This window comes from Pseudomonas sp. CFBP 8770 (assembly GCF_014841705.1).
Taxonomy (GTDB): domain Bacteria; phylum Pseudomonadota; class Gammaproteobacteria; order Pseudomonadales; family Pseudomonadaceae; genus Aquipseudomonas.
In genome coordinates this window covers 116,817-133,569 of the sequence record NZ_JACYUL010000003.1, presented here as the reverse complement: position 1 = coordinate 133,569, position 16,753 = coordinate 116,817, and the positions used below count along the sequence as shown (strand labels likewise).

The window sequence follows — 16,753 nt, the reverse complement described above, 5'->3', positions numbered from 1 at the left end:
CGAGGGGACTGCCCGGCCATCCCTATGTTTCAAACTTAGGGATAGCGTGCCCACTTGGAGCTTCACGCCGGTTTCCTTGCTGTGCATTCCCTGAACCGCCATGCTCGGGTTCTTCAAGCCAGCCGCACGGGCCACCTGTGTCGCCACGAACAAAAGGTCGTGCTCAGGGTGGCCGGTCAGACCGTCCAGCTCGATGCCCATAAAGTTGCGTTCAGCTACCTCTTCAAGCCTGCAACCGATAGGCTCTTTTTGTCCCATGGGGGGAGTAGATTTGAAGGTCTATCGGACCCTGAAATATCGTTGATTCGGAAGACGACGTTGAGCTCGGAAATGCTCTCAACCTGAGCCGCCAATTTCCTCAAGATTGCTTCCATCTCGGCTACTTCCTCTCCGCTATCGGCTTTGGGATTCTGCTTGCGACGGCTGCCCTTGGGCGATTTTATGGGCTGATCCGGGTGGCTTCTTTTTATGATCGAGGTGAGTTCATGCGCTGATCGGGACATACCAGCAGCAGGGTCCTTGGGTGTCACCATCATGGTAATCGTAAGAAAATCAGAGGAGATGTCACACCACATACTCTCGATTCGCTCACCGGAGTCGATTGGTCCGATACTGTAAGTAATGCGCTCTGCCTGCTTCTGGTCACGGCGAGCGAACATAAAACTGAGCCGCGTTACGCGCTTCCCGACTGGTTTCTCAACTGCTTCCTCAACTGCGTCCATCTAAAATTCCATAGTTGTGCCACGCCAGACCGCTAAGTGAGGAAGAGCGCGATCAGACCATCACACGAATTGCCAAGGCTATGCAGTGACCAGTAACCGACAAATGCCCCCGCAAGGCAGCGTACCTAAGGCCCTATGCGAATCCAATGGTCACCCTGTTTCGTAAAGAGCCTCTTGGGGGCGCATGGGTGGTGTGGTCATTGATATGAGTACACAGGACGGGTACACTTCGCGACATCGAAGGGGCCTAAACCCCTTGATTTCATTGGGTTTACGGCACTGATGCCCGTGTCGGCGGTTCGATTCCGTCTCTGGGCACCACTAATACCGAGAAACCCCTGAATTGAAAGATTCAGGGGTTTTTTATTGGGCGGGATTTGGGGGCTGGGTGGCCTCCTTATACCCCTGCCATGCTCACACATGCTGTTACCTCTCGAACCTATTCACGTCTGCCCCCCCCTACAGGCTCATCGGCTATCTTTCAGGCTTCGCGCTTATCTCTCGATAAACACCGGGAGCCACCCAACGATCAAAGGACGGATCAAGAGCAAGCACACGGAGTCAGCATGCATGCCGATCAAAAGTCCGAACACCTCTCGCCCGCTTTGGAGTCAATCGGCGAGGAGTCAGCCATGACTTCGAAGAAGCAGGCGTTTCTCAACCACCTTGCCTTGTGCCGGCGGAAGGTCGAGCAGTGGCCGGAATGGAAACAAGCGTTCCTCAAACCACCTGCCAAGGCGCGGACAAGCGATTCCGAAGCGAGGGAACTGGATAACTTGAGCGGCTGACACGNAGCGGCCTTTGCATTCCAGCGGTCCAATCGATCAGCGGCTTAGCGCAACTCGCGCATTACCGGCCTTGCGGCGGCTGGAGACGATCAGCCCGGCGGCGACCACCGCGATGGCCAGGCCACCGGTGGCGAGGATTTCCACGCGGTGGTCTTCGCGCAGGGCCATGGTGGTGAGCACCGCGACGATGAACAGGATGACCAGGTAGGTGAGGCCGGGGAACAGCCACATCTTGAAGTCGATCTTCTCACCGGCCAACTCGCGCTTGCGGCGCATGCGCAGTTGCGACACGGCGATCACCAGGTACACCAGCAGCGCGATGGCGCCGGAGGTGGCAAGCAGGAAGTCGAACACCGCCGCTGGGGCGACGTAGTTGGCGATCACGGCCACGAACGCGGCCGCGGTGGACATCAGCACGGCCACCGACGGGGTACCCGACTTCGAGGTTTTCTGCGCGGCAGCAGGCGCGTCGCCGCGCTTGCTGAGGGAGAACAGCATGCGCGACGCGGTGTACAGCGCAGAGTTCAGGCAGCTGGTCACGGCAACCAATACCACGATATCGACGATCAGCTTGGCGTTGGGGATACCGATCAGCTCGAGAACGGTCTGGTACGAGCCCAGCTCGGCCAGGCGCGGGTCGTTCCACGGCACAAGGGCAACCACCAGGAAGATCGAAACCAGATAGAACAGGAAGATCCGCCAGATCACCGAGTTGGTGGCCTTGGAGATCTGCTGACCTGGGTTCTTCGATTCGGCGGCGGCGATGGTGACGATCTCAGTGCCCATGAACGAGAACATGGTGGTCAGCATGGCGGCGACGACGGCACCCAGCCCGTTGGGCATGAAGCCCATGGTGTCAGTGAGGTGGCTGACACCGCTGACCTGGCTGTTGGGCATGAAGCCGAACACGGCGCCCAGGCCAACGACGATAAAGGCAATGATTGCCAGCACCTTGATCAGCGCGAACCAGAATTCGAATTCACCGTAGTTCTTCACGCTGAACAGGTTGGTCACCGTCAGCACCAAGGTGATCAACAGCGCGAACACCCAATGCGAAACGCCGGGAATCCAGGCATGCAGGATCGAGGCGGCGGCGTTGGCTTCCAGCGGAATCACCAGCACCCAGAACCACCAGTACAACCAGCCGATGGAAAAACCGGCCCAGTGACCGATGGCACGGTCGGCGTAGGTGGAAAACGACCCGGTATCCGGCGAGGCAACGGCCATTTCACCGAGCATGCGCATGACCAGCACCACCAGGCTGCCGGCAGCAGCATAGGCCAGCAGCACGGCAGGGCCGGCAGCGGCGATGGCGTGCCCGGAACCTACGAACAGGCCGGCACCAATGACACCGGCGATCGACAACATAGTTACATGACGCGGCTTGAGTCCCTGAGCGAGACCTGTGGAATTCTGCGTACTCATAAAACTACCTTTGCGAAGAATAGCGTTCTGTCCGGCGGTGATCGCGAGCCTTGTGCAAAGTCCGCTACACCCCGTTCCTTATCTTTTACGCAAAAATTGCGCCAAATTGTACCAAGGTATATCCTGCCGCCCTGAAACGGACCTCTCGGGCATTCGTGCCAACAGATTGAATCTGTTGAGGTTTGCCTTGCGAGCTGAGACGCATTACCGAACTACTCAGCGTGGGGCGATATGCCGCACCAAAAAACGACGCCGGTAACACCTTCGCACAAAAACAGTGCAACCTAAAGGCGCAACTTTTGCATGGGCACTGCGTGGCTCAGGTGCAACTTCGTGCGACCTCCCTCTTATCGCGTTGCCACATTCAAGCCGCATTCGCGCTTTATTCCTCTGGGCAAAACTGGCAACATCGCGCCTTTTTTATCGCGCCCTGCCCGTCCGACGTCCCTGCTGCGGTGCCTTCGCACATCGCGCCAGGCAGATCGGACACAAGCTGCAAGTCCAGCCTCGCCATCCGCGCTATGCTAGCTTTGCGCTTCGCTGTTCACTTTGGTGACGACAGGCCGCACCCGCCTATATGAGGACCGCACATGGCTCAGGCCACGCCCGCTCTGGAAATCCGTAACCTGCACAAGCGCTACGGTGCACTGGACGTGCTCAAGGGCATATCGCTGGCCGCCAATGACGGCGCGGTGATTTCCATCCTCGGTTCGTCCGGCTCCGGCAAGTCGACCCTGCTGCGCTGCATAAACCTGCTGGAGAACCCTCATCAGGGCGAAATCCTGGTGGCCGGTGAAGCGCTCAAGCTCAAGGCCGCCCGCAACGGCGAGCTCATTGCTGCCGACAGCCGCCAGATCAACCGGCTGCGCAGCCAGATCGGTTTCGTCTTCCAGAATTTCAACCTGTGGCCGCACATGAGCGTGCTCGACAACATCATCGAGGCACCGCGCCGCGTACTGGGGCAAAGCCGCGCCGAAGCGATCGAAGTAGCCGAGGCGCTGCTGGCCAAGGTGGGTATCGCCGACAAGCGCCACGCCTATCCGAACGAGCTTTCCGGCGGCCAGCAACAACGTGCAGCGATTGCCCGCACCCTGGCCATGCAGCCCAAGGTTATTCTGTTCGACGAACCGACCTCGGCGCTGGATCCGGAAATGGTCCAAGAGGTACTCGCGGTTATTCGCAACCTGGCCGAAGAAGGCCGTACCATGCTGCTGGTGACACACGAGATGGGCTTTGCCCGGCAGGTCTCCAGCGAGGTGGTGTTTCTGCATCAAGGTCTGGTGGAAGAGCAGGGTACGCCCGAGCAAGTATTCGACAACCCCTTGTCGGCGCGCTGCAGGCAGTTCATGTCCAGCAACCGCTAACGGAGCAATAACAATATGAGCATGAAGAAAATCTTCCTGGCGGTTGCCGCCACACTGCTGGTCAACGGCGCCGCCATGGCTGCCGAAAAACTGAAAATGGGCGTGGAAGCGGCCTACCCACCGTTCAACAACAAGGACACCAGCGGCCAGGTCGTGGGCTTCGACGTCGACATCGGCAAGGCCCTGTGCGCCAAGATGGAAGTGGAGTGCGAAATCGTCACCTCCGACTGGGACGGCATCATTCCCGCATTGCAGTCGCAGAAGTTCGACTTCCTGGTGTCGTCGATGTCGATCACCCCCGAGCGCTCGGAAGTGGTCGACTTCACCAACCCCTACTACAGCAACAAGCTGCAGTTCATTGCCAAGAAGGGCGATGACTTCAAGACCGACGGCGACAGCCTCAAGGGCAAGATCATCGGCGCCCAGCGCGCGACCCTGTCCGGCACCTGGCTGGAAGACAAGTACGGCATGGATGTCGACCTCAAGCTGTACGACACCTCCGAAAACGCCTTTCTCGACCTGAGCAGCGGCCGCCTCGACGCCATCCTGGCCGACAAGTACGCCAGCTACGATTGGCTCAAGAGCGACGCCGGCAAGAATTTCGAATTCAAGGGTGACGCGGTCGAGCAAAGCGACAAGATCGGCATTGCCGTGCGCAAGGGCGATGCCCTGCGCGACAAGCTGAACGCCGCGCTGCAGGAAATCATTGCCGACGGTACCTACAAGAAGATCAACGACAAGTACTTCCCTTTCAGCATCCTCTGACAGCCCGGCGGGCGTCGGCCTACACGGCCGATGCCCGCCCCTGAACAAGCCTGCCCATGAACATCGATCTCTATGGCTTCGGCCCTGCGCTTGCCGCAGGCGCGCTGATGACCGTCAAACTGGCCCTCAGCGCTCTGTGCCTGGGGCTGCTGCTGGGCCTCGCCGGTGCCCTGGCGAAAACCTCCGGCAACCGCCCCCTGCAATTGCTCGGCGGTTTCTACTCGACGCTGGTACGAGGCATTCCCGAATTGCTGTGGGTGTTGCTGATCTACTTCGGCACCGTCAACGGCCTGCGCAGCATCGGCCTGGCGCTGGGCGTCGGCAGCCTGGAACTCAGCCCCTTCGCCGCCGGCGTCATCGCCTTGGGCCTGTGCTTCGGCGCCTACGCCACGGAGGTATTCCGCGGCGCCATCCTGGCCATTCCCAAAGGCCACCGCGAAGCTGGCCTGGCCCTTGGCCTGAGCACGTCGCGCATCTTCATCCGCCTGGTGCTGCCGCAGATGTGGCGCATCGCCCTGCCGGGGCTGGGTAATCTGTTTCTGATTCTGATGAAGGACACCGCACTGGTGTCCGTCATCAGCCTGGAAGAGATCATGCGCAACGCGCAGAACGCCGTCACCGTCAGCAAACAACCCTTCACCTTCTATATGGTTGCCGCCCTGATGTACCTGAGCCTCACCGTGGTCGCCATGGTTGCCCTGCACTTCATGGAGAAACGCGCCTCGCGCGGCTTCGCGAGGGCTTCGCAATGAACTGGGAAGTGATCATCAAGTGGCTGCCGCGCCTGATGCAAGGCGCCACCCTGACCCTCGAGCTGGTGGCCATCGCGGTACTCGCCGGGCTTATCCTGGCCATCCCGCTGGGCATCGCCCGCACCTCGAAGAAGTGGTACATCAGCGGCCTGCCGTACGCCTACATCTTCTTCTTTCGCGGCACCCCGCTGCTGGTGCAGCTGTTTCTGGTGTACTACGGGCTGGCGCAGTTCGACGCGGTGCGCGAGAGCAGCCTGTGGCCGTACCTTCGCAGCCCGTTCTGGTGCGCCGCCGGGACCATGACCCTGCACACCGCCGCCTATATCGCAGAAATCCTGCGCGGGGCGCTGCAAGCCATACCCAAGGGCGAGATCGAAGCCGCCCGCGCCCTCGGCATGTCCCGCAGCAAAGCACTGCTGCACATCATGCTGCCGCGCGCCGCGCGCATCGGCCTGCCGGCCTACAGCAATGAAGTGATCCTGATGCTCAAGGCCAGCTCGCTGGCCAGCACCGTCACCCTGCTGGAACTCACCGGCATGGCCCGCACGATCATCGCCCGCACCTACCTGCCGGTGGAAATCTTCTTCGCCGCTGGCATGTTCTACCTGGCCATGTCGTTCGTGCTGGTGCAGGGCTTCAAACTGCTCGAGCGCTGGCTGCGCGTGGACGCGTGCCAGGGCCGCTGACTCTGCAAGGCGACCAGCTGCGTGAGCGCTTTCACGCACTGGACGCCTTCCTGGCTGACCATGCCGACCTGTGGCGGCCCAAGCCCTTCACCCAATTGACCTTGCCCTGGGAAGCGAAACATCCCGAGCTCGCCACCTGGCTGCGCGCCCGCACCCTGGCCGAGGCCGAGGCTGTGCATAACTCGTTGCTGGAACTGGACGCCCCGGCGCCCTTTCCCGCCTTAGCCCAGCAGGCGCATGCGCTGGCCGCGGTAGGCCCGCTGCCGACCAGTTTTGTGCCCACTGCGCGCCACCGCCTCAACGTCGATGTACCCGGCCGCAAGTGGCAACAGATCGAAGCCTTCGCCGCCGCCCTGCCCTTCGCAAACTCCACCAGCCACTGGCTGGACTGGTGCGCCGGCAAAGGCCACCTCGGCCGACGCCTGCTGCGCGACGGCCAGCAACTCACCTGCCTGGAACACGACCCGGCACTGGTGGCCAGCGGCGCCCAGCTCAGTGCCCATCACGCCCTGCTCGCCCAGCATCAACTGCAAAACGTCATGGCCGACGACCTGCGTCTATTAGCCTCCAGCACCCCCGTCGCCCTTCACGCCTGCGGCGACCTGCACGTCCAGCTCATGCACCGCGCCACCCAGGCAGGCTGCCAACACCTGGCCTTCGCACCCTGTTGCTACAACCGCACCCACGGCGCCTATCGCCGACTGTGCGCCGAACCCTCGGCCCTCTTACTGACCTTCGAAGACCTCGGCCTGCCCCTGGAAGCCACCTTCACCGCCGGCGCCCGCGTGCGCCGACAGCGTGACCACTCCATGGCCCGCCGCCTGGCCTTCGACCTGCTGCAGCGCGAACAACGCGGCATCGACCACTACCTGCCCTGCCCCTCCCTGCCCGCCGCTTGGCTGGACAAACCCTTCGCCGATTACTGCCGCGAGTTGGCGGCACTGCAGAGCGTGCCTATCGGGCATGGCGTGGACTTCGTTGAGCTTGAAGCACGCGGCTGGCAACGACTTGCCCAAGTCCGCAACCTGGAACTACTACGCGGCCTGTTTCGCAAGCCCTTGGAACTGTGGCTGGTGCTCGACCGCGCCCTGTACCTGCAAGAGCGCCGGTACACCGCACAGGTCGGCACCTTCTGCCCGGAAACCCTGACGCCACGCAATCTGATGATCATCGCTGAGCGCAACTGAAGCGTGCGCATCCTGTGGATAACTCTGTGGGTAGAAATGTTGCACGGCGCGCTGGGTCGACGTTCGAACGCCAGACTGATGATCAGTCATTTTTCGTTCATGTCCGATTCGCCAGCGAAAACAGTAGCTTGCGAACGATGTCATCAAACCGACCTAAACGCCGAGCGGTTGCCGAGGTTGGCACGCCAAATGTGCATAAGCACTGGAGGGTTAAGAGCTAAAGGCGAAGAAATTATGCCGCAGGGGGGTTTACTCGGCCGATCGAATAGCTATAATCAGCGCCCTCACTTGCCGGTATAGCTCAGATGGTAGAGCAACTGACTTGTAATCAGTAGGTCCCGGGTTCGATTCCTGGTGCCGGCACCATACAAAACAAGGGCTTGCAGCGATGCAGGCCCTTTGTTTTTGTCCCGCACGTAACAAGCATGCGATGGAGCATGGGTAGACGCCAGAGCACCACTGCCCCGTCGCCAAGCGCGCAGCCATCAACGAGCCCCTCCCAGCGTGGCTGATCTGTTTTCATGGTGACCCATGGGAAACAGGTAACCGAGGTAATTTTCGGTTCGAACCCTCGGAAGCCTTGCCATGCAAGCGTTCCAGCCCAGCTCTGATTGCACTGGTAATGCGCATGGCGCGAGATGCCCATGATCGGATGAGGTGAAGGCCGGGTTGGCAAAGTCTCTGACCGCCAAGCCATGCACCGAGCTGCAGCTTCGGTGCCTTGAGCTTCGAGGTTGGCCCGAAGCCCCCGAAATTCCCGCATCGCCCCATAATGTCCATATTGCTGGTTGATCGTGAGGCGTAAAAAAACCGGCCGAGGCGGGTCTTGGTTCACACCCTTCTTACTGCTGCGTCGTAGACCTCGTCATCACGCCGGGCACCTACGCACACGACCAGGATGATTTCACTACCGTTGATGCGGCAGACGATACGTACATCGCCCGTGCGAATCCGGCGGTACCCGGCCAGTGGCCCGCGCAAGGCCTTGCCGATTTTGTCGGGCTCCCCCTCGGCAATACGCTCACGAATGACCTTCAGCACTCCCTTAGCTTCAGCAGTGCCAAACAGCTAGAGTCCTGTGTCTATCAGTGAATGAAACCGAACAGTCCAGTCCTTCATCTTCATTACCTATTTGAACCGAGCCTCCATATCCTCGAGGCTCACGGTAACGTCGTTCTCAAGGCTAGGCAGGCGGTTGATCGCAAGCAGTTCAGAGCGCAGATCTTCAAGCTCGTCCTGCATGGCTTGGTAGGCGTCGATGCCCACAAGCACGCCGACTGGCTCGTTGTACTTGAAGATCACTAAGTGTGAGATGTCGCCGCTAGTGACGTCATTCAAGCGCGCGCTAAAGTTGCGAGCCATAGCCGTCTCAGAAACCGCCTGCTCAGCTCGATTCAGTAGTGCAGCCATGGTTAACCCCTTCTTGGTCAGAAGATTAAGACGCGTTGATATGTAGTATTTAGACCGGCTGCACCGGTGGCAGCTCAGGATTGATCGATAGAATGCGCCCCGTCGAAGTAGTTTATGTGCAAAGGGATGTATACGTAGCCGCTACTACGAGTACCTAAATCAGCATAATTACATGCCTCATATTGTGCACATACAAGCATGTGATGAGCCGATCAAACTTGGGGCTCACTTCAACCATCCTCCCTCACCCTACCCCCAACCTCCCCAACCACGCCTCATACCTCCCCGGCCACTCCCCAGCCGCTGTCCCCCTCCTCCCCAACCCAAACCCATGCCCGCCTGTCGCATACCGATGCATCTCCACAGCCACCCCGCGCTGCTCACACGCCGCAGCCATGATCAGCGTATTGTGCGGATCAACCACCGAGTCATCTTCCGCCTGCACCAAAAACTCAGGCGGTGTGCTTCCAGTCACGCGGTTCTGCACAGACCACTCAGCCTCTTCTTGCGCCGACGCATCTGGCCCGACCAATACCTTGTGAGTCGAGGTATACGTATAAGGCCGCTCCAACGTAATGGGTGGATAGATCAACGCCGCCCCCTCAGCGACGGCGGAGATCGAATCGATGCTGTCCTGCGCAGCATAGGTCTGAGAATCGCCAAGCGTCGCGGTCATGCCCATCAGATGCCCACCCGCTGAAAAGCCCAGCAGGGTCACATGCTTTTCCCGGCTGCGAACGATGCGCAGCGCGCGTTGCGCATCTTGCAGTGCGACGATGTTGCCGGCGTTCCAGCCTTCGCTCGGCAAGCGGTAGGCCAGCACATAGGCGGTATACCCGCGCTCGTTCAGCCACTGCGCCAAGGGCCATCCCTCAATGCCCAGTTCGATTCGTTTGTAGCCCCCACCGGCAGCGACGATCACTGCTTTTCCATTGGGTGTGGCGGGCTTGAAGATCTGCAGGTAAGGGCGGGTGACGTTGCTCAGAGAGCCATGGGATGTGAGCGAGTTGTCTCCCGACGGTCCGCCTCCGCCTGGCGGTACGCCGCTCCACAGCTCGACTGTTTCGCTGTTGGCCGGTGGATCTTTGGCCTGAGCGGCGGCCAGTTTCAACATCAGCATTGCCGTGCCGGCGCCCAGGATGAAATTGCGGCGATTCATGAAAGCTCACTCAGTCGGTGGACGAGAATTTCTTACGCACCCTAGTATCTTGTTGGGTGCTTGAGGAAAGCTACCTCACTTTCGACCGACCGCACTGAGCTCCGCATATTCTTCAAGCATTCATGATCGACGACTCACTATCACTTCACGCTAACCTGCGCCCATCCGGCCGGAACAAGCCCGCTCAATACTTCCACGTCACCGACGCCGTCAAATTGCGCGGCGCGCCATAGTTGGTCGACCCGGACGATTGATAAAGCGACAGCAAGTACTTGCGATCGGTGACGTTGTTGAGGTTCAGCGAGGTGCTCCAGTTATCGTCGATGTCGTAGCTGGTCATCAAGTCCACCAGCGCGTAGGCCTCTTGGCGCACGTTGCTGTTGGTGTCGACCTCGGTTGCACTCTGCCATTGGAAACGGGTGCCCACCTTGACGCTGGGCATCTCGGGCAGGCGATAGGTCAGGCTGCCGCGCAGGGTGTGGGTGGGGATGTACTTGCGGGTGTCGTCGCCGTTGTCGTCTTCGATCTGCACGAAGGTGTAGCCGCCCGCTATGTCCAGGCCAGGTAGTGCTTCTCCCGACGCGCCCAGTTCGAAGCCATGGCTTTTGACGTTGGTGCCGCGGTACAGGTACTGGCCACCGACGATTTCGCCGGTGAGCTCGGCGACGTTTTGCTGATCGGTTTTGAACGCGGCAGCGGTGAGGGTGAGTCGCTCATCGAGCACGAGGCCTTTGACACCCACTTCCAGGCTTTTGCCTTCGAGTGGCAGGATCAAGCCGCCGCTGGTGCTGCGCAGGTATTGCGGTTTGAAGATTTTCGTCCAGCTGGTGTACAGGCTCCACTGTGGGGTGAGGTCGTAGACCAGGCCGGTGTACGGGGTCACTTTGCCGTGCACCCGTGTGTCGTGGGGCGATCCGTATCCGGCGCCATCGCCGTCGGCGCTGAGCATGCGCGCGCCGGCAATCCAGTGCAGGTCATCGATGACGCTGAAGCGCGCGCCGGCGAACAGGCTCTTTTGTCGGTCGGTGAACAGCTGGGTATTGAGGTCGTCGGTGTAGTTCAGCGGCGGTTGCACGACGTTGCCGGACAGCGCGTCGGCCAGGCTCACCATTTGGTTGCCGGATGAGTCTCTGTAGTGGCCGACCTCGTCGTGGTGGGTGCGACCGTAGTTGGCGCCCAGGGTCAGTTCATGTTCCCTGCCGAACAGCGCGAAGGGGCCGGACAGTTTCGCTTCGGCGGTGACTTGCTCTTCTTTGCTGGTGGTGCGGTTGATATAACCGTACACCTGGTCCGCGGTGGCGGGGATGGCGTAGAACATCTTGGTGTCGGAATCCTGCTTCATTCCGGCCAGGGTCAGGGTGCTGGTCCAGCCATTGTCGAACGCGTGGGTCAGCTCGGCGAAGGCGCGCTGGGTGTGCACGTCCCAGTAAGTCCAGGGCTGGCCGACACTGGAGCTGCGGCTGCTGTAGTGAATGCGGTTGCCCTGGTAGTCGGCGATGGGCAAGGCGCCCCAGGTGCTGCCATTGGAGTAGCTGTTCTGCTGGGTGAAGCCTACCGTGAGGGTGTCGGCATCGGACAGATCGAAAGCCAGAAGGCCTGCTGCGACGTTGACCTCATGGCCGTACTGATCGAGGTAGGAGTTGCCTTTGTCATGGGAGGTGATGAAGCGTCCGCGAACGTTTCCGCTTTCGCTGAGTGGACCTGACACGTCAAAGCTCAAGCGACGGTTGTCCCACGAGCCCACGCTGCTGTCGACCCGCGCCTGGAACGTGTCCGTGGGGCGTTTGCGCACCAGGTTGACCGTGGCAGACGGATCGCCGGTGCCGCTCATCAAGCCGTTGGCGCCGTGCAGCACGTCGACCTGCTCGAACTCGGTCATGTCCTGATCGCCGACCAATACGCCGCCGGAGAACGGCAGGCTCATGCCGTCGAACTCGAAGTTTTCAATCTTGAAACCACGTGAAGTAAAGGCGGTGCGATCGGTTTCGAACTGTTCCACGGTCACCGACGGTGCGTTGCGCAGTGCGTCCTTCACGCTGTTGAGCTGGAAATCGTCCATCTGCTCGCGCGTAATCACGGTGATCGCTTGCGGGGTTTCCTTGTCGCTCAGGCCCAGGCGAGTGGTGCTGGACACAGGGTTTGCCCGGTAACCGCGGGTTGGGCTGACATCACCGGAGGTTTGATACTGGATCTGCGTGGGCGCCAGGAGGATTTCGCTGCTGGCCTGCGTGTTCTGCACCGGGACCAGGTAAACGGTCATGGCATCGGTTCGGGCGAAGGTGTAGCCACTGCCCTGCAACAACTTCGCCAGTGCCTCTTCCGACGAGTAGCGGCCCTCTACGGCAGTGCTGCGCAGGGCACTGTCCAGGTTGCCGTCCAGCAGCACGTTCTGGCCGGACTGCTGGCTGAACTGCAGCAAGGCCTGACGCAGGGGTTGCGCGGAAATATTGAGTGACAACCGCTCTACGGACGTCGCCGCCGGATTGACCTGCGCGCCATGAGCCTGAAGTGCGCCGACGAGCAGTGTGCACGCCAATGCGGTGCCCAGCGCGTTGCGCTGCCAGCGGCTGTCGATGCTGGATTCATGGTTGAGTTGCCTTGCCATTGCGGTCGTACCCCAGGAAGTGCGCGAAAATGCGAATACCAATCAGTCAGGCTAAGACGCATGAGCGCACGCGATTCCCTGAGGATGCGTAAAAGATTTTTCTGCGGGATCAGGCGGGATAGATCAGGGTGATCAGATCGGTGTAACGATCCACACGGACGGCCAGGGCTTTGGTAATGGCGTCGAGCATCTGCTCGGGCTTGTTAAGATTGAGGATCAAACTGACCCGGCGGCTGGCGAGTTGCTTGTCCATGATGAAGATTCGGCCTTCGCGCCAGCGTTGCAACTCATCGATGACCGTGAACAAGGGCTTGTCGAAGAACACCAATCGTCCGCTGCGCCAGGCGAGTACCTGGGCCAGTTCGGCGTGCTGGATGGGGCCGGTCCGATCACTGCTGAAACGCAGCGAAAGGCCCTCCGCCAGATCGATCTGCTGGTTGGCCGTTACCACACGGACCGTCTTGCGGCTTACCGTCAGCAGTGTCGAGGCGTCATCGCATGACAGACAGAATTCGCCCTCGGCGGCCACTACCTGCCCGGATCGGCTGTTGACCGTGAACTCACCGGCGGCTGCGGGCAGCACAGTGAAGTAAGCCTCGCCGTGAAGCAGTTCTACGGCGCGCCGGGTCGGTGAAAAATCCACGTTCAGTGCGGTGTGACCGGCAAGGTCGACGGTGGACCCATCGGGCAAGCTGACCGTCCGCCGCTCGCCCACGGCGCTGCGGACATCGGCGAACGGCAGGCCCATATCGTTGAGCCATAGCACGGAGGCGCATGCACTGACGGCCACGGCACTGGCGGCGATGCCCATGCCGACGAAACGCCGTCGAGACAGGTGCGCAGCGGCCGGTGCCGCGTTGAGCGAATGCAACTGCGCGGACGCGGCCCACAGGTGCTCGAGCTGGGCATAGGCCTCGGCATGTCGGGGGTCGGCATCCAGCCACGCGGCCAACTCCGCCTGTTCCGCCGCAGTGGGCGACCCGCCCTGCATCAACGCAAACCAGGCGCTGGCTCGATGGCTTATGTCGTCGACGTGCGCCTCAGGGAACGCTGGCGGTGGTTTGGCGCTCATTCGGACATACCGATCTTGAGCAGATCCAGGGCGCGCACCATGCGGCTATACGCGGTTTTGGCAGGAATACCCAGGCGCTGGCCGATTTCCACATAGGTCAGACCTTCCACGCGCACCATCAGGAACACCTCGCGACAGGGCGGGGGCATGTTCTGGATCACGACGTTCAACGTATTAAGTTGCTGATGGGCAATTGCTGCTTGTTCGAGCGTTGGCGTGGACGGCTCGAAGCTTGAGGTCGCCTGCAGGTCGAGGGCCTCGCCCTTGCGATGTTCCTGGCGCCGGGTGTGATCGATGAACAGATTGCGCGCGCTGGAGAACAGATACGCGCGGAAATTCGCAATCGGCGTTCGACCCATCTGTTCGGACAGGCGAATGAACGTGTCCTGAGTCAGATCGGCGGCGGTCTCTTTGCAACGCAAACGACGGTCCAGGTAATCCTGAATTTCGCTGCGGTGGGCGAGGTACAGCGCCTTGAGATCTGGGCCGGACATGAAGGAACCTTGAAAGGCGGAGTGGCAAGGGCAGGAAAATATCACAAAGAGAATCATTTGCGCTTGCGAAGGCGTTGTTGCCTGCGCTTTCCTGCCTGCTCAATAGCGCCTTGCGCCAATCAACTCACCCAGCACCTGGTTGGGGATGCGAAAGGGTATGGAGGCGTGGTCCTCGCCAGCTTCGACCACAAAGCCGGTGCGCAGCCCGGTACCGGACAATTCCTGCAGGCGTGAGAACAACGCCCTGGCATCCTGGATGCCCTGAACCGAATCGCGCTCGGCCATCACGATACTCAGGCTGGTCTGCGTCATATCAAGCTGCCCGGTGCGAACGCGCTCGGTAAAGGCGCGTTCAGGCGCCAGCAGGAATTGGTCGCGCCACCACAGGCTGGGGCTGACCGCTACAACGTGTTGAAACAGAGTGGGCCGAGTGAACATCGCGTACACGCCCAGCATGCCGCCGAACGAGTGCCCGACCAGGCTGCGCTGGTCTTCGTCGACTTTGAAATGCTCGGACACCTTGGGCATCAGGCGCGTCTGGATGAAATCGAGAAACAGATCCTGGCCGCCTTGTGGAGGTGTGTTGCGATCGGCGGGCGCAGGCGGTGTGAGGTCGAACGCGCGCCTGGCAAAGTCCAGGGGCGTGTCACTCGGATAACCGATGGCCACCAGGATGGCTCCGCGCAATTTGGCCTGTGCGCGTTTGGCGGCATGAAACGCCGGGAAATAGGCATTGCCGTCCAACAGATAGATGACTGGATAACCGCCGGTATAGGGCACGTCACCCTCGGGAAGGCTGATCATGATGCGGTATTCCAGCCCGCCTTCGCTTTGCATGGTCCATTGCTCGGTACCGTCCAGCGTGACCGGCTGCGCATGAGCGGCCATCGCCGCGCCAACAAGCCAGGCGGTGAACACTGCAATTACTTTACGAATCATGATTTCAGACGGTCCTCGTTGGGCAGGCCCGCAAGCGGATATCGTCGACGTCAAAGAAGCCGACCGGCACACCTGCGCGGTGGAGAATGCTCTCGCATGCCCATAAGACGGATGACGGCGTCGTTTGTCTTGATCTGGCGATGGCCAAACCGATTTACTTGCAGAACGGATCGTCCCAGAACGGGCGCTCGATCTCTTTATAGATATCCGCCCGGCTCAAGCCCAGGTCCTTGAGCCCGGCATCGCTCATCTGCTCCAGTTGGTGCCGTTGCCGAGTCAGTTCATACCAGCGCGCGATGCGCTTCCAGAGATTGGCGAGAGGCCCTAACGACTTATGCTGGGTGCAGCCGTCGTTCGAAACACAGGCATTCACTGTTTGACCTTTCATCTGCTCATCCTCCAGGTTGATGGCTTGATTCTCTGTTCAGGCTTAACATCAATCCAACGAATGTTTTGAATGCTGTGCATCTCAGAGATTGATCAATGTCCCATTACCAGAGCATCGACTCGGAAGTCCTGCGTACTTTCGTGGCCATCGCCGATGAAGGCGGTTTCACCAAGGCCGGCGAGCGGGTTAACCGCACTCAATCGGCAGTGAGCATGCAGATGAAGCGGCTCGAGGAGGACGTGCTGTGTCGGCAATTGTTCGAACGTGATGGCCGGCAGGTGAAGCTGACGGCTGAAGGGCAGATTCTGCTGGGTTACGCGCGCCGCATTCTCAAATTGCACAGCGAAGTGTTCACCACCCTGCGCGAGCCGCACATGGTCGGCACCGTGCGCATCGGCACTCCGGACGACTACGCCATGCGCTTTCTGCCGGGGATCTTGTCCGGCTTCGCCCAGGCGTTTCCGCTGGTGCAGGTGGAGGTCCATTGCGAGAGCTCCCGGCAATTGATGCAACGCAAGGATTTGGATCTGACGATCGTTACCCGTGAGCCCGGGCGCGAAGTCGGCCAGCTGCTGCGTCAGGAACGCTTCGTGTGGGCCGAAGCCGAGGGCTTTTTTCTCCATGAACAAACGCCCGTGCCACTGGCGATGTTCAATACCGACTGTTTTTGCCGGATATGGGCGTGCAATGCCTTGGACGCCGCGCAGAAGCCGTACCGGATCGCCTACTCCAGCCCCAGCCTCGCGGCGATAATGGCCGCGGTCGGCGTTGGCCTGGCGGTCACCGCACAGTTGCAGAGCCTGATCACGCCGGGGCTGCGGATCATCGGCGAAGCCGAGGGCATGCCCTTATTGCCATTGGCGAGCATCATGCTGCTGCGCAACCCCGATACCCGGTCGCCGATGATCGATGCGTTGGCCGAGCATATCGTCGAGGGGTTCAGGCTTTGAGTACCGGAGCAGACTCGACGTCATGACCGATCCCCAACCTGCGCAAA

Annotated in this window: 17 protein-coding genes and 1 tRNA gene; 8 read left to right on the top strand and 10 right to left on the bottom strand. The window is 60.4% G+C overall.

Annotation, left to right across the window (positions count from 1 at the left end):
• Positions 1 to 215: 215 nt before the first annotated feature.
• Positions 216 to 722 (bottom strand): hypothetical protein, encoded by a 507-nt coding sequence (locus tag IFT98_RS07895; RefSeq protein WP_192047981.1) that lies wholly within the window; start codon positions 720 to 722, stop codon positions 216 to 218.
• Between the two features lie 566 nt (positions 723 to 1,288).
• On the opposite strand from IFT98_RS07895, the gene IFT98_RS07890 reads away from it, so the two are divergent.
• A complete protein-coding gene (locus IFT98_RS07890; RefSeq protein WP_192063050.1) occupies positions 1,289 to 1,510 on the top strand; it encodes a hypothetical protein in 222 nt (73 codons plus the stop codon).
• Between the two features lie 36 nt (positions 1,511 to 1,546).
• Here the strand turns inward: IFT98_RS07890 and gabP are convergent, their stop codons facing one another.
• Positions 1,547 to 2,935: a GABA permease gene (gene gabP, locus IFT98_RS07885; RefSeq protein ID WP_192048252.1), complete on the bottom strand. Its 1,389-nt coding sequence runs from the start codon at positions 2,933 to 2,935 to the stop codon at positions 1,547 to 1,549.
• 590 nt (positions 2,936 to 3,525) lie between these two features.
• Between gabP and IFT98_RS07880 the strand changes: the two genes are divergently transcribed.
• From IFT98_RS07880 to IFT98_RS07855, 6 genes are all read left to right on the top strand, one after another.
• Positions 3,526 to 4,299, top strand: a complete 774-nt coding sequence (locus IFT98_RS07880) for an ABC transporter ATP-binding protein (protein ID WP_122714459.1) — start codon at positions 3,526 to 3,528, stop codon at positions 4,297 to 4,299.
• A gap of 15 nt (positions 4,300 to 4,314) precedes the next feature.
• On the top strand, positions 4,315 to 5,064 hold the full coding sequence (locus IFT98_RS07875; protein WP_192047980.1) for an ABC transporter substrate-binding protein: 750 nt from the start codon (positions 4,315 to 4,317) through the stop codon (positions 5,062 to 5,064).
• 56 nt (positions 5,065 to 5,120) lie between these two features.
• Positions 5,121 to 5,816, top strand: a complete 696-nt coding sequence (locus IFT98_RS07870) for an ABC transporter permease (protein ID WP_192047979.1) — start codon at positions 5,121 to 5,123, stop codon at positions 5,814 to 5,816.
• Positions 5,813 to 6,502: an ABC transporter permease gene (locus tag IFT98_RS07865; RefSeq protein WP_122480575.1), complete on the top strand. Its 690-nt coding sequence runs from the start codon at positions 5,813 to 5,815 to the stop codon at positions 6,500 to 6,502. Before IFT98_RS07870 ends, IFT98_RS07865 begins: the two co-directional genes overlap by 4 nt.
• On the top strand, positions 6,487 to 7,689 hold the full coding sequence (locus tag IFT98_RS07860; protein WP_192047978.1) for a methyltransferase: 1,203 nt from the start codon (positions 6,487 to 6,489) through the stop codon (positions 7,687 to 7,689). Before IFT98_RS07865 ends, IFT98_RS07860 begins: the two co-directional genes overlap by 16 nt.
• Positions 7,690 to 7,979: 290 nt before the next feature.
• Positions 7,980 to 8,055: transfer RNA gene (locus IFT98_RS07855), tRNA-Thr, on the top strand.
• Positions 8,056 to 8,520: 465 nt separating this feature from the next.
• On the opposite strand, the gene IFT98_RS07850 is transcribed toward IFT98_RS07855, so the two are convergent.
• The 8 genes from IFT98_RS07850 to IFT98_RS07815 all read right to left on the bottom strand — a co-directional run bounded on the left by IFT98_RS07850 (position 8,521) and on the right by IFT98_RS07815 (position 15,756).
• The gene (locus IFT98_RS07850; RefSeq protein WP_342214139.1) at positions 8,521 to 8,730 is read right to left on the bottom strand and encodes a type II toxin-antitoxin system RelE family toxin; all 210 of its coding nucleotides are present in this window, start codon (positions 8,728 to 8,730) and stop codon (positions 8,521 to 8,523) included.
• A gap of 87 nt (positions 8,731 to 8,817) precedes the next feature.
• Positions 8,818 to 9,099: a type II toxin-antitoxin system Phd/YefM family antitoxin gene (locus tag IFT98_RS07845; protein ID WP_244650908.1), complete on the bottom strand. Its 282-nt coding sequence runs from the start codon at positions 9,097 to 9,099 to the stop codon at positions 8,818 to 8,820.
• Positions 9,100 to 9,343: 244 nt separating this feature from the next.
• Positions 9,344 to 10,258 (bottom strand): alpha/beta hydrolase, encoded by a 915-nt coding sequence (locus tag IFT98_RS07840; protein WP_197976604.1) that lies wholly within the window; start codon positions 10,256 to 10,258, stop codon positions 9,344 to 9,346.
• Positions 10,259 to 10,442: 184 nt separating this feature from the next.
• Positions 10,443 to 12,863 (bottom strand): TonB-dependent siderophore receptor, encoded by a 2,421-nt coding sequence (locus IFT98_RS07835; protein WP_192047977.1) that lies wholly within the window; start codon positions 12,861 to 12,863, stop codon positions 10,443 to 10,445.
• A 109-nt stretch (positions 12,864 to 12,972) separates the two neighbouring features.
• Entirely contained in the window at positions 12,973 to 13,935 is a 963-nt protein-coding gene (locus tag IFT98_RS07830) for a FecR family protein (protein ID WP_192047976.1), read from the bottom strand.
• Positions 13,932 to 14,429 carry an RNA polymerase sigma factor gene (locus IFT98_RS07825; RefSeq protein ID WP_192047975.1) on the bottom strand — a complete coding sequence of 166 codons (498 nt, stop codon included), beginning with the start codon at positions 14,427 to 14,429 and terminating at the stop codon, positions 13,932 to 13,934. The genes IFT98_RS07830 and IFT98_RS07825 overlap by 4 nt, the downstream gene beginning before the upstream one ends.
• Before the next feature lie 99 nt (positions 14,430 to 14,528).
• Entirely contained in the window at positions 14,529 to 15,368 is an 840-nt protein-coding gene (locus tag IFT98_RS07820) for an alpha/beta hydrolase (RefSeq protein ID WP_192047974.1), read from the bottom strand.
• Positions 15,369 to 15,522: 154 nt separating this feature from the next.
• Complete coding sequence (locus IFT98_RS07815) at positions 15,523 to 15,756, bottom strand: DUF1127 domain-containing protein (protein ID WP_192047973.1); 234 nt, start codon at positions 15,754 to 15,756, stop codon at positions 15,523 to 15,525.
• Positions 15,757 to 15,851: 95 nt separating this feature from the next.
• Here IFT98_RS07815 and IFT98_RS07810 point away from each other — a divergent pair, with 95 nt between their 5' ends.
• Complete coding sequence (locus IFT98_RS07810) at positions 15,852 to 16,706, top strand: LysR family transcriptional regulator (protein WP_122714447.1); 855 nt, start codon at positions 15,852 to 15,854, stop codon at positions 16,704 to 16,706.
• The last annotated feature ends 47 nt before the right edge of the window (positions 16,707 to 16,753 follow it).

Bases quoted from the DNA above. Each gene is read 5' to 3' on its own strand.
- IFT98_RS07895 (WP_192047981.1), bottom strand. From the start codon at position 722: ATGGACGCAGTTGAGGAAGCAGTTGAGAAACCAGTCGGGAAGCGCGTA.
- IFT98_RS07890 (WP_192063050.1), top strand. From the start codon at position 1,289: ATGCATGCCGATCAAAAGTCCGAACACCTCTCGCCCGCTTTGGAGTCA.
- gabP (WP_192048252.1), bottom strand. From the start codon at position 2,935: ATGAGTACGCAGAATTCCACAGGTCTCGCTCAGGGACTCAAGCCGCGT.
- IFT98_RS07880 (WP_122714459.1), top strand. From the start codon at position 3,526: ATGGCTCAGGCCACGCCCGCTCTGGAAATCCGTAACCTGCACAAGCGC.
- IFT98_RS07875 (WP_192047980.1), top strand. From the start codon at position 4,315: ATGAGCATGAAGAAAATCTTCCTGGCGGTTGCCGCCACACTGCTGGTC.
- IFT98_RS07870 (WP_192047979.1), top strand. From the start codon at position 5,121: ATGAACATCGATCTCTATGGCTTCGGCCCTGCGCTTGCCGCAGGCGCG.
- IFT98_RS07865 (WP_122480575.1), top strand. From the start codon at position 5,813: ATGAACTGGGAAGTGATCATCAAGTGGCTGCCGCGCCTGATGCAAGGC.
- IFT98_RS07845 (WP_244650908.1), bottom strand. From the start codon at position 9,099: ATGGCTGCACTACTGAATCGAGCTGAGCAGGCGGTTTCTGAGACGGCT.
- IFT98_RS07840 (WP_197976604.1), bottom strand. From the start codon at position 10,258: ATGAATCGCCGCAATTTCATCCTGGGCGCCGGCACGGCAATGCTGATG.
- IFT98_RS07835 (WP_192047977.1), bottom strand. From the start codon at position 12,863: ATGGCAAGGCAACTCAACCATGAATCCAGCATCGACAGCCGCTGGCAG.
- IFT98_RS07830 (WP_192047976.1), bottom strand. From the start codon at position 13,935: ATGAGCGCCAAACCACCGCCAGCGTTCCCTGAGGCGCACGTCGACGAC.
- IFT98_RS07825 (WP_192047975.1), bottom strand. From the start codon at position 14,429: ATGTCCGGCCCAGATCTCAAGGCGCTGTACCTCGCCCACCGCAGCGAA.
- IFT98_RS07820 (WP_192047974.1), bottom strand. From the start codon at position 15,368: ATGATTCGTAAAGTAATTGCAGTGTTCACCGCCTGGCTTGTTGGCGCG.
- IFT98_RS07815 (WP_192047973.1), bottom strand. From the start codon at position 15,756: ATGAAAGGTCAAACAGTGAATGCCTGTGTTTCGAACGACGGCTGCACC.
- IFT98_RS07810 (WP_122714447.1), top strand. From the start codon at position 15,852: ATGTCCCATTACCAGAGCATCGACTCGGAAGTCCTGCGTACTTTCGTG.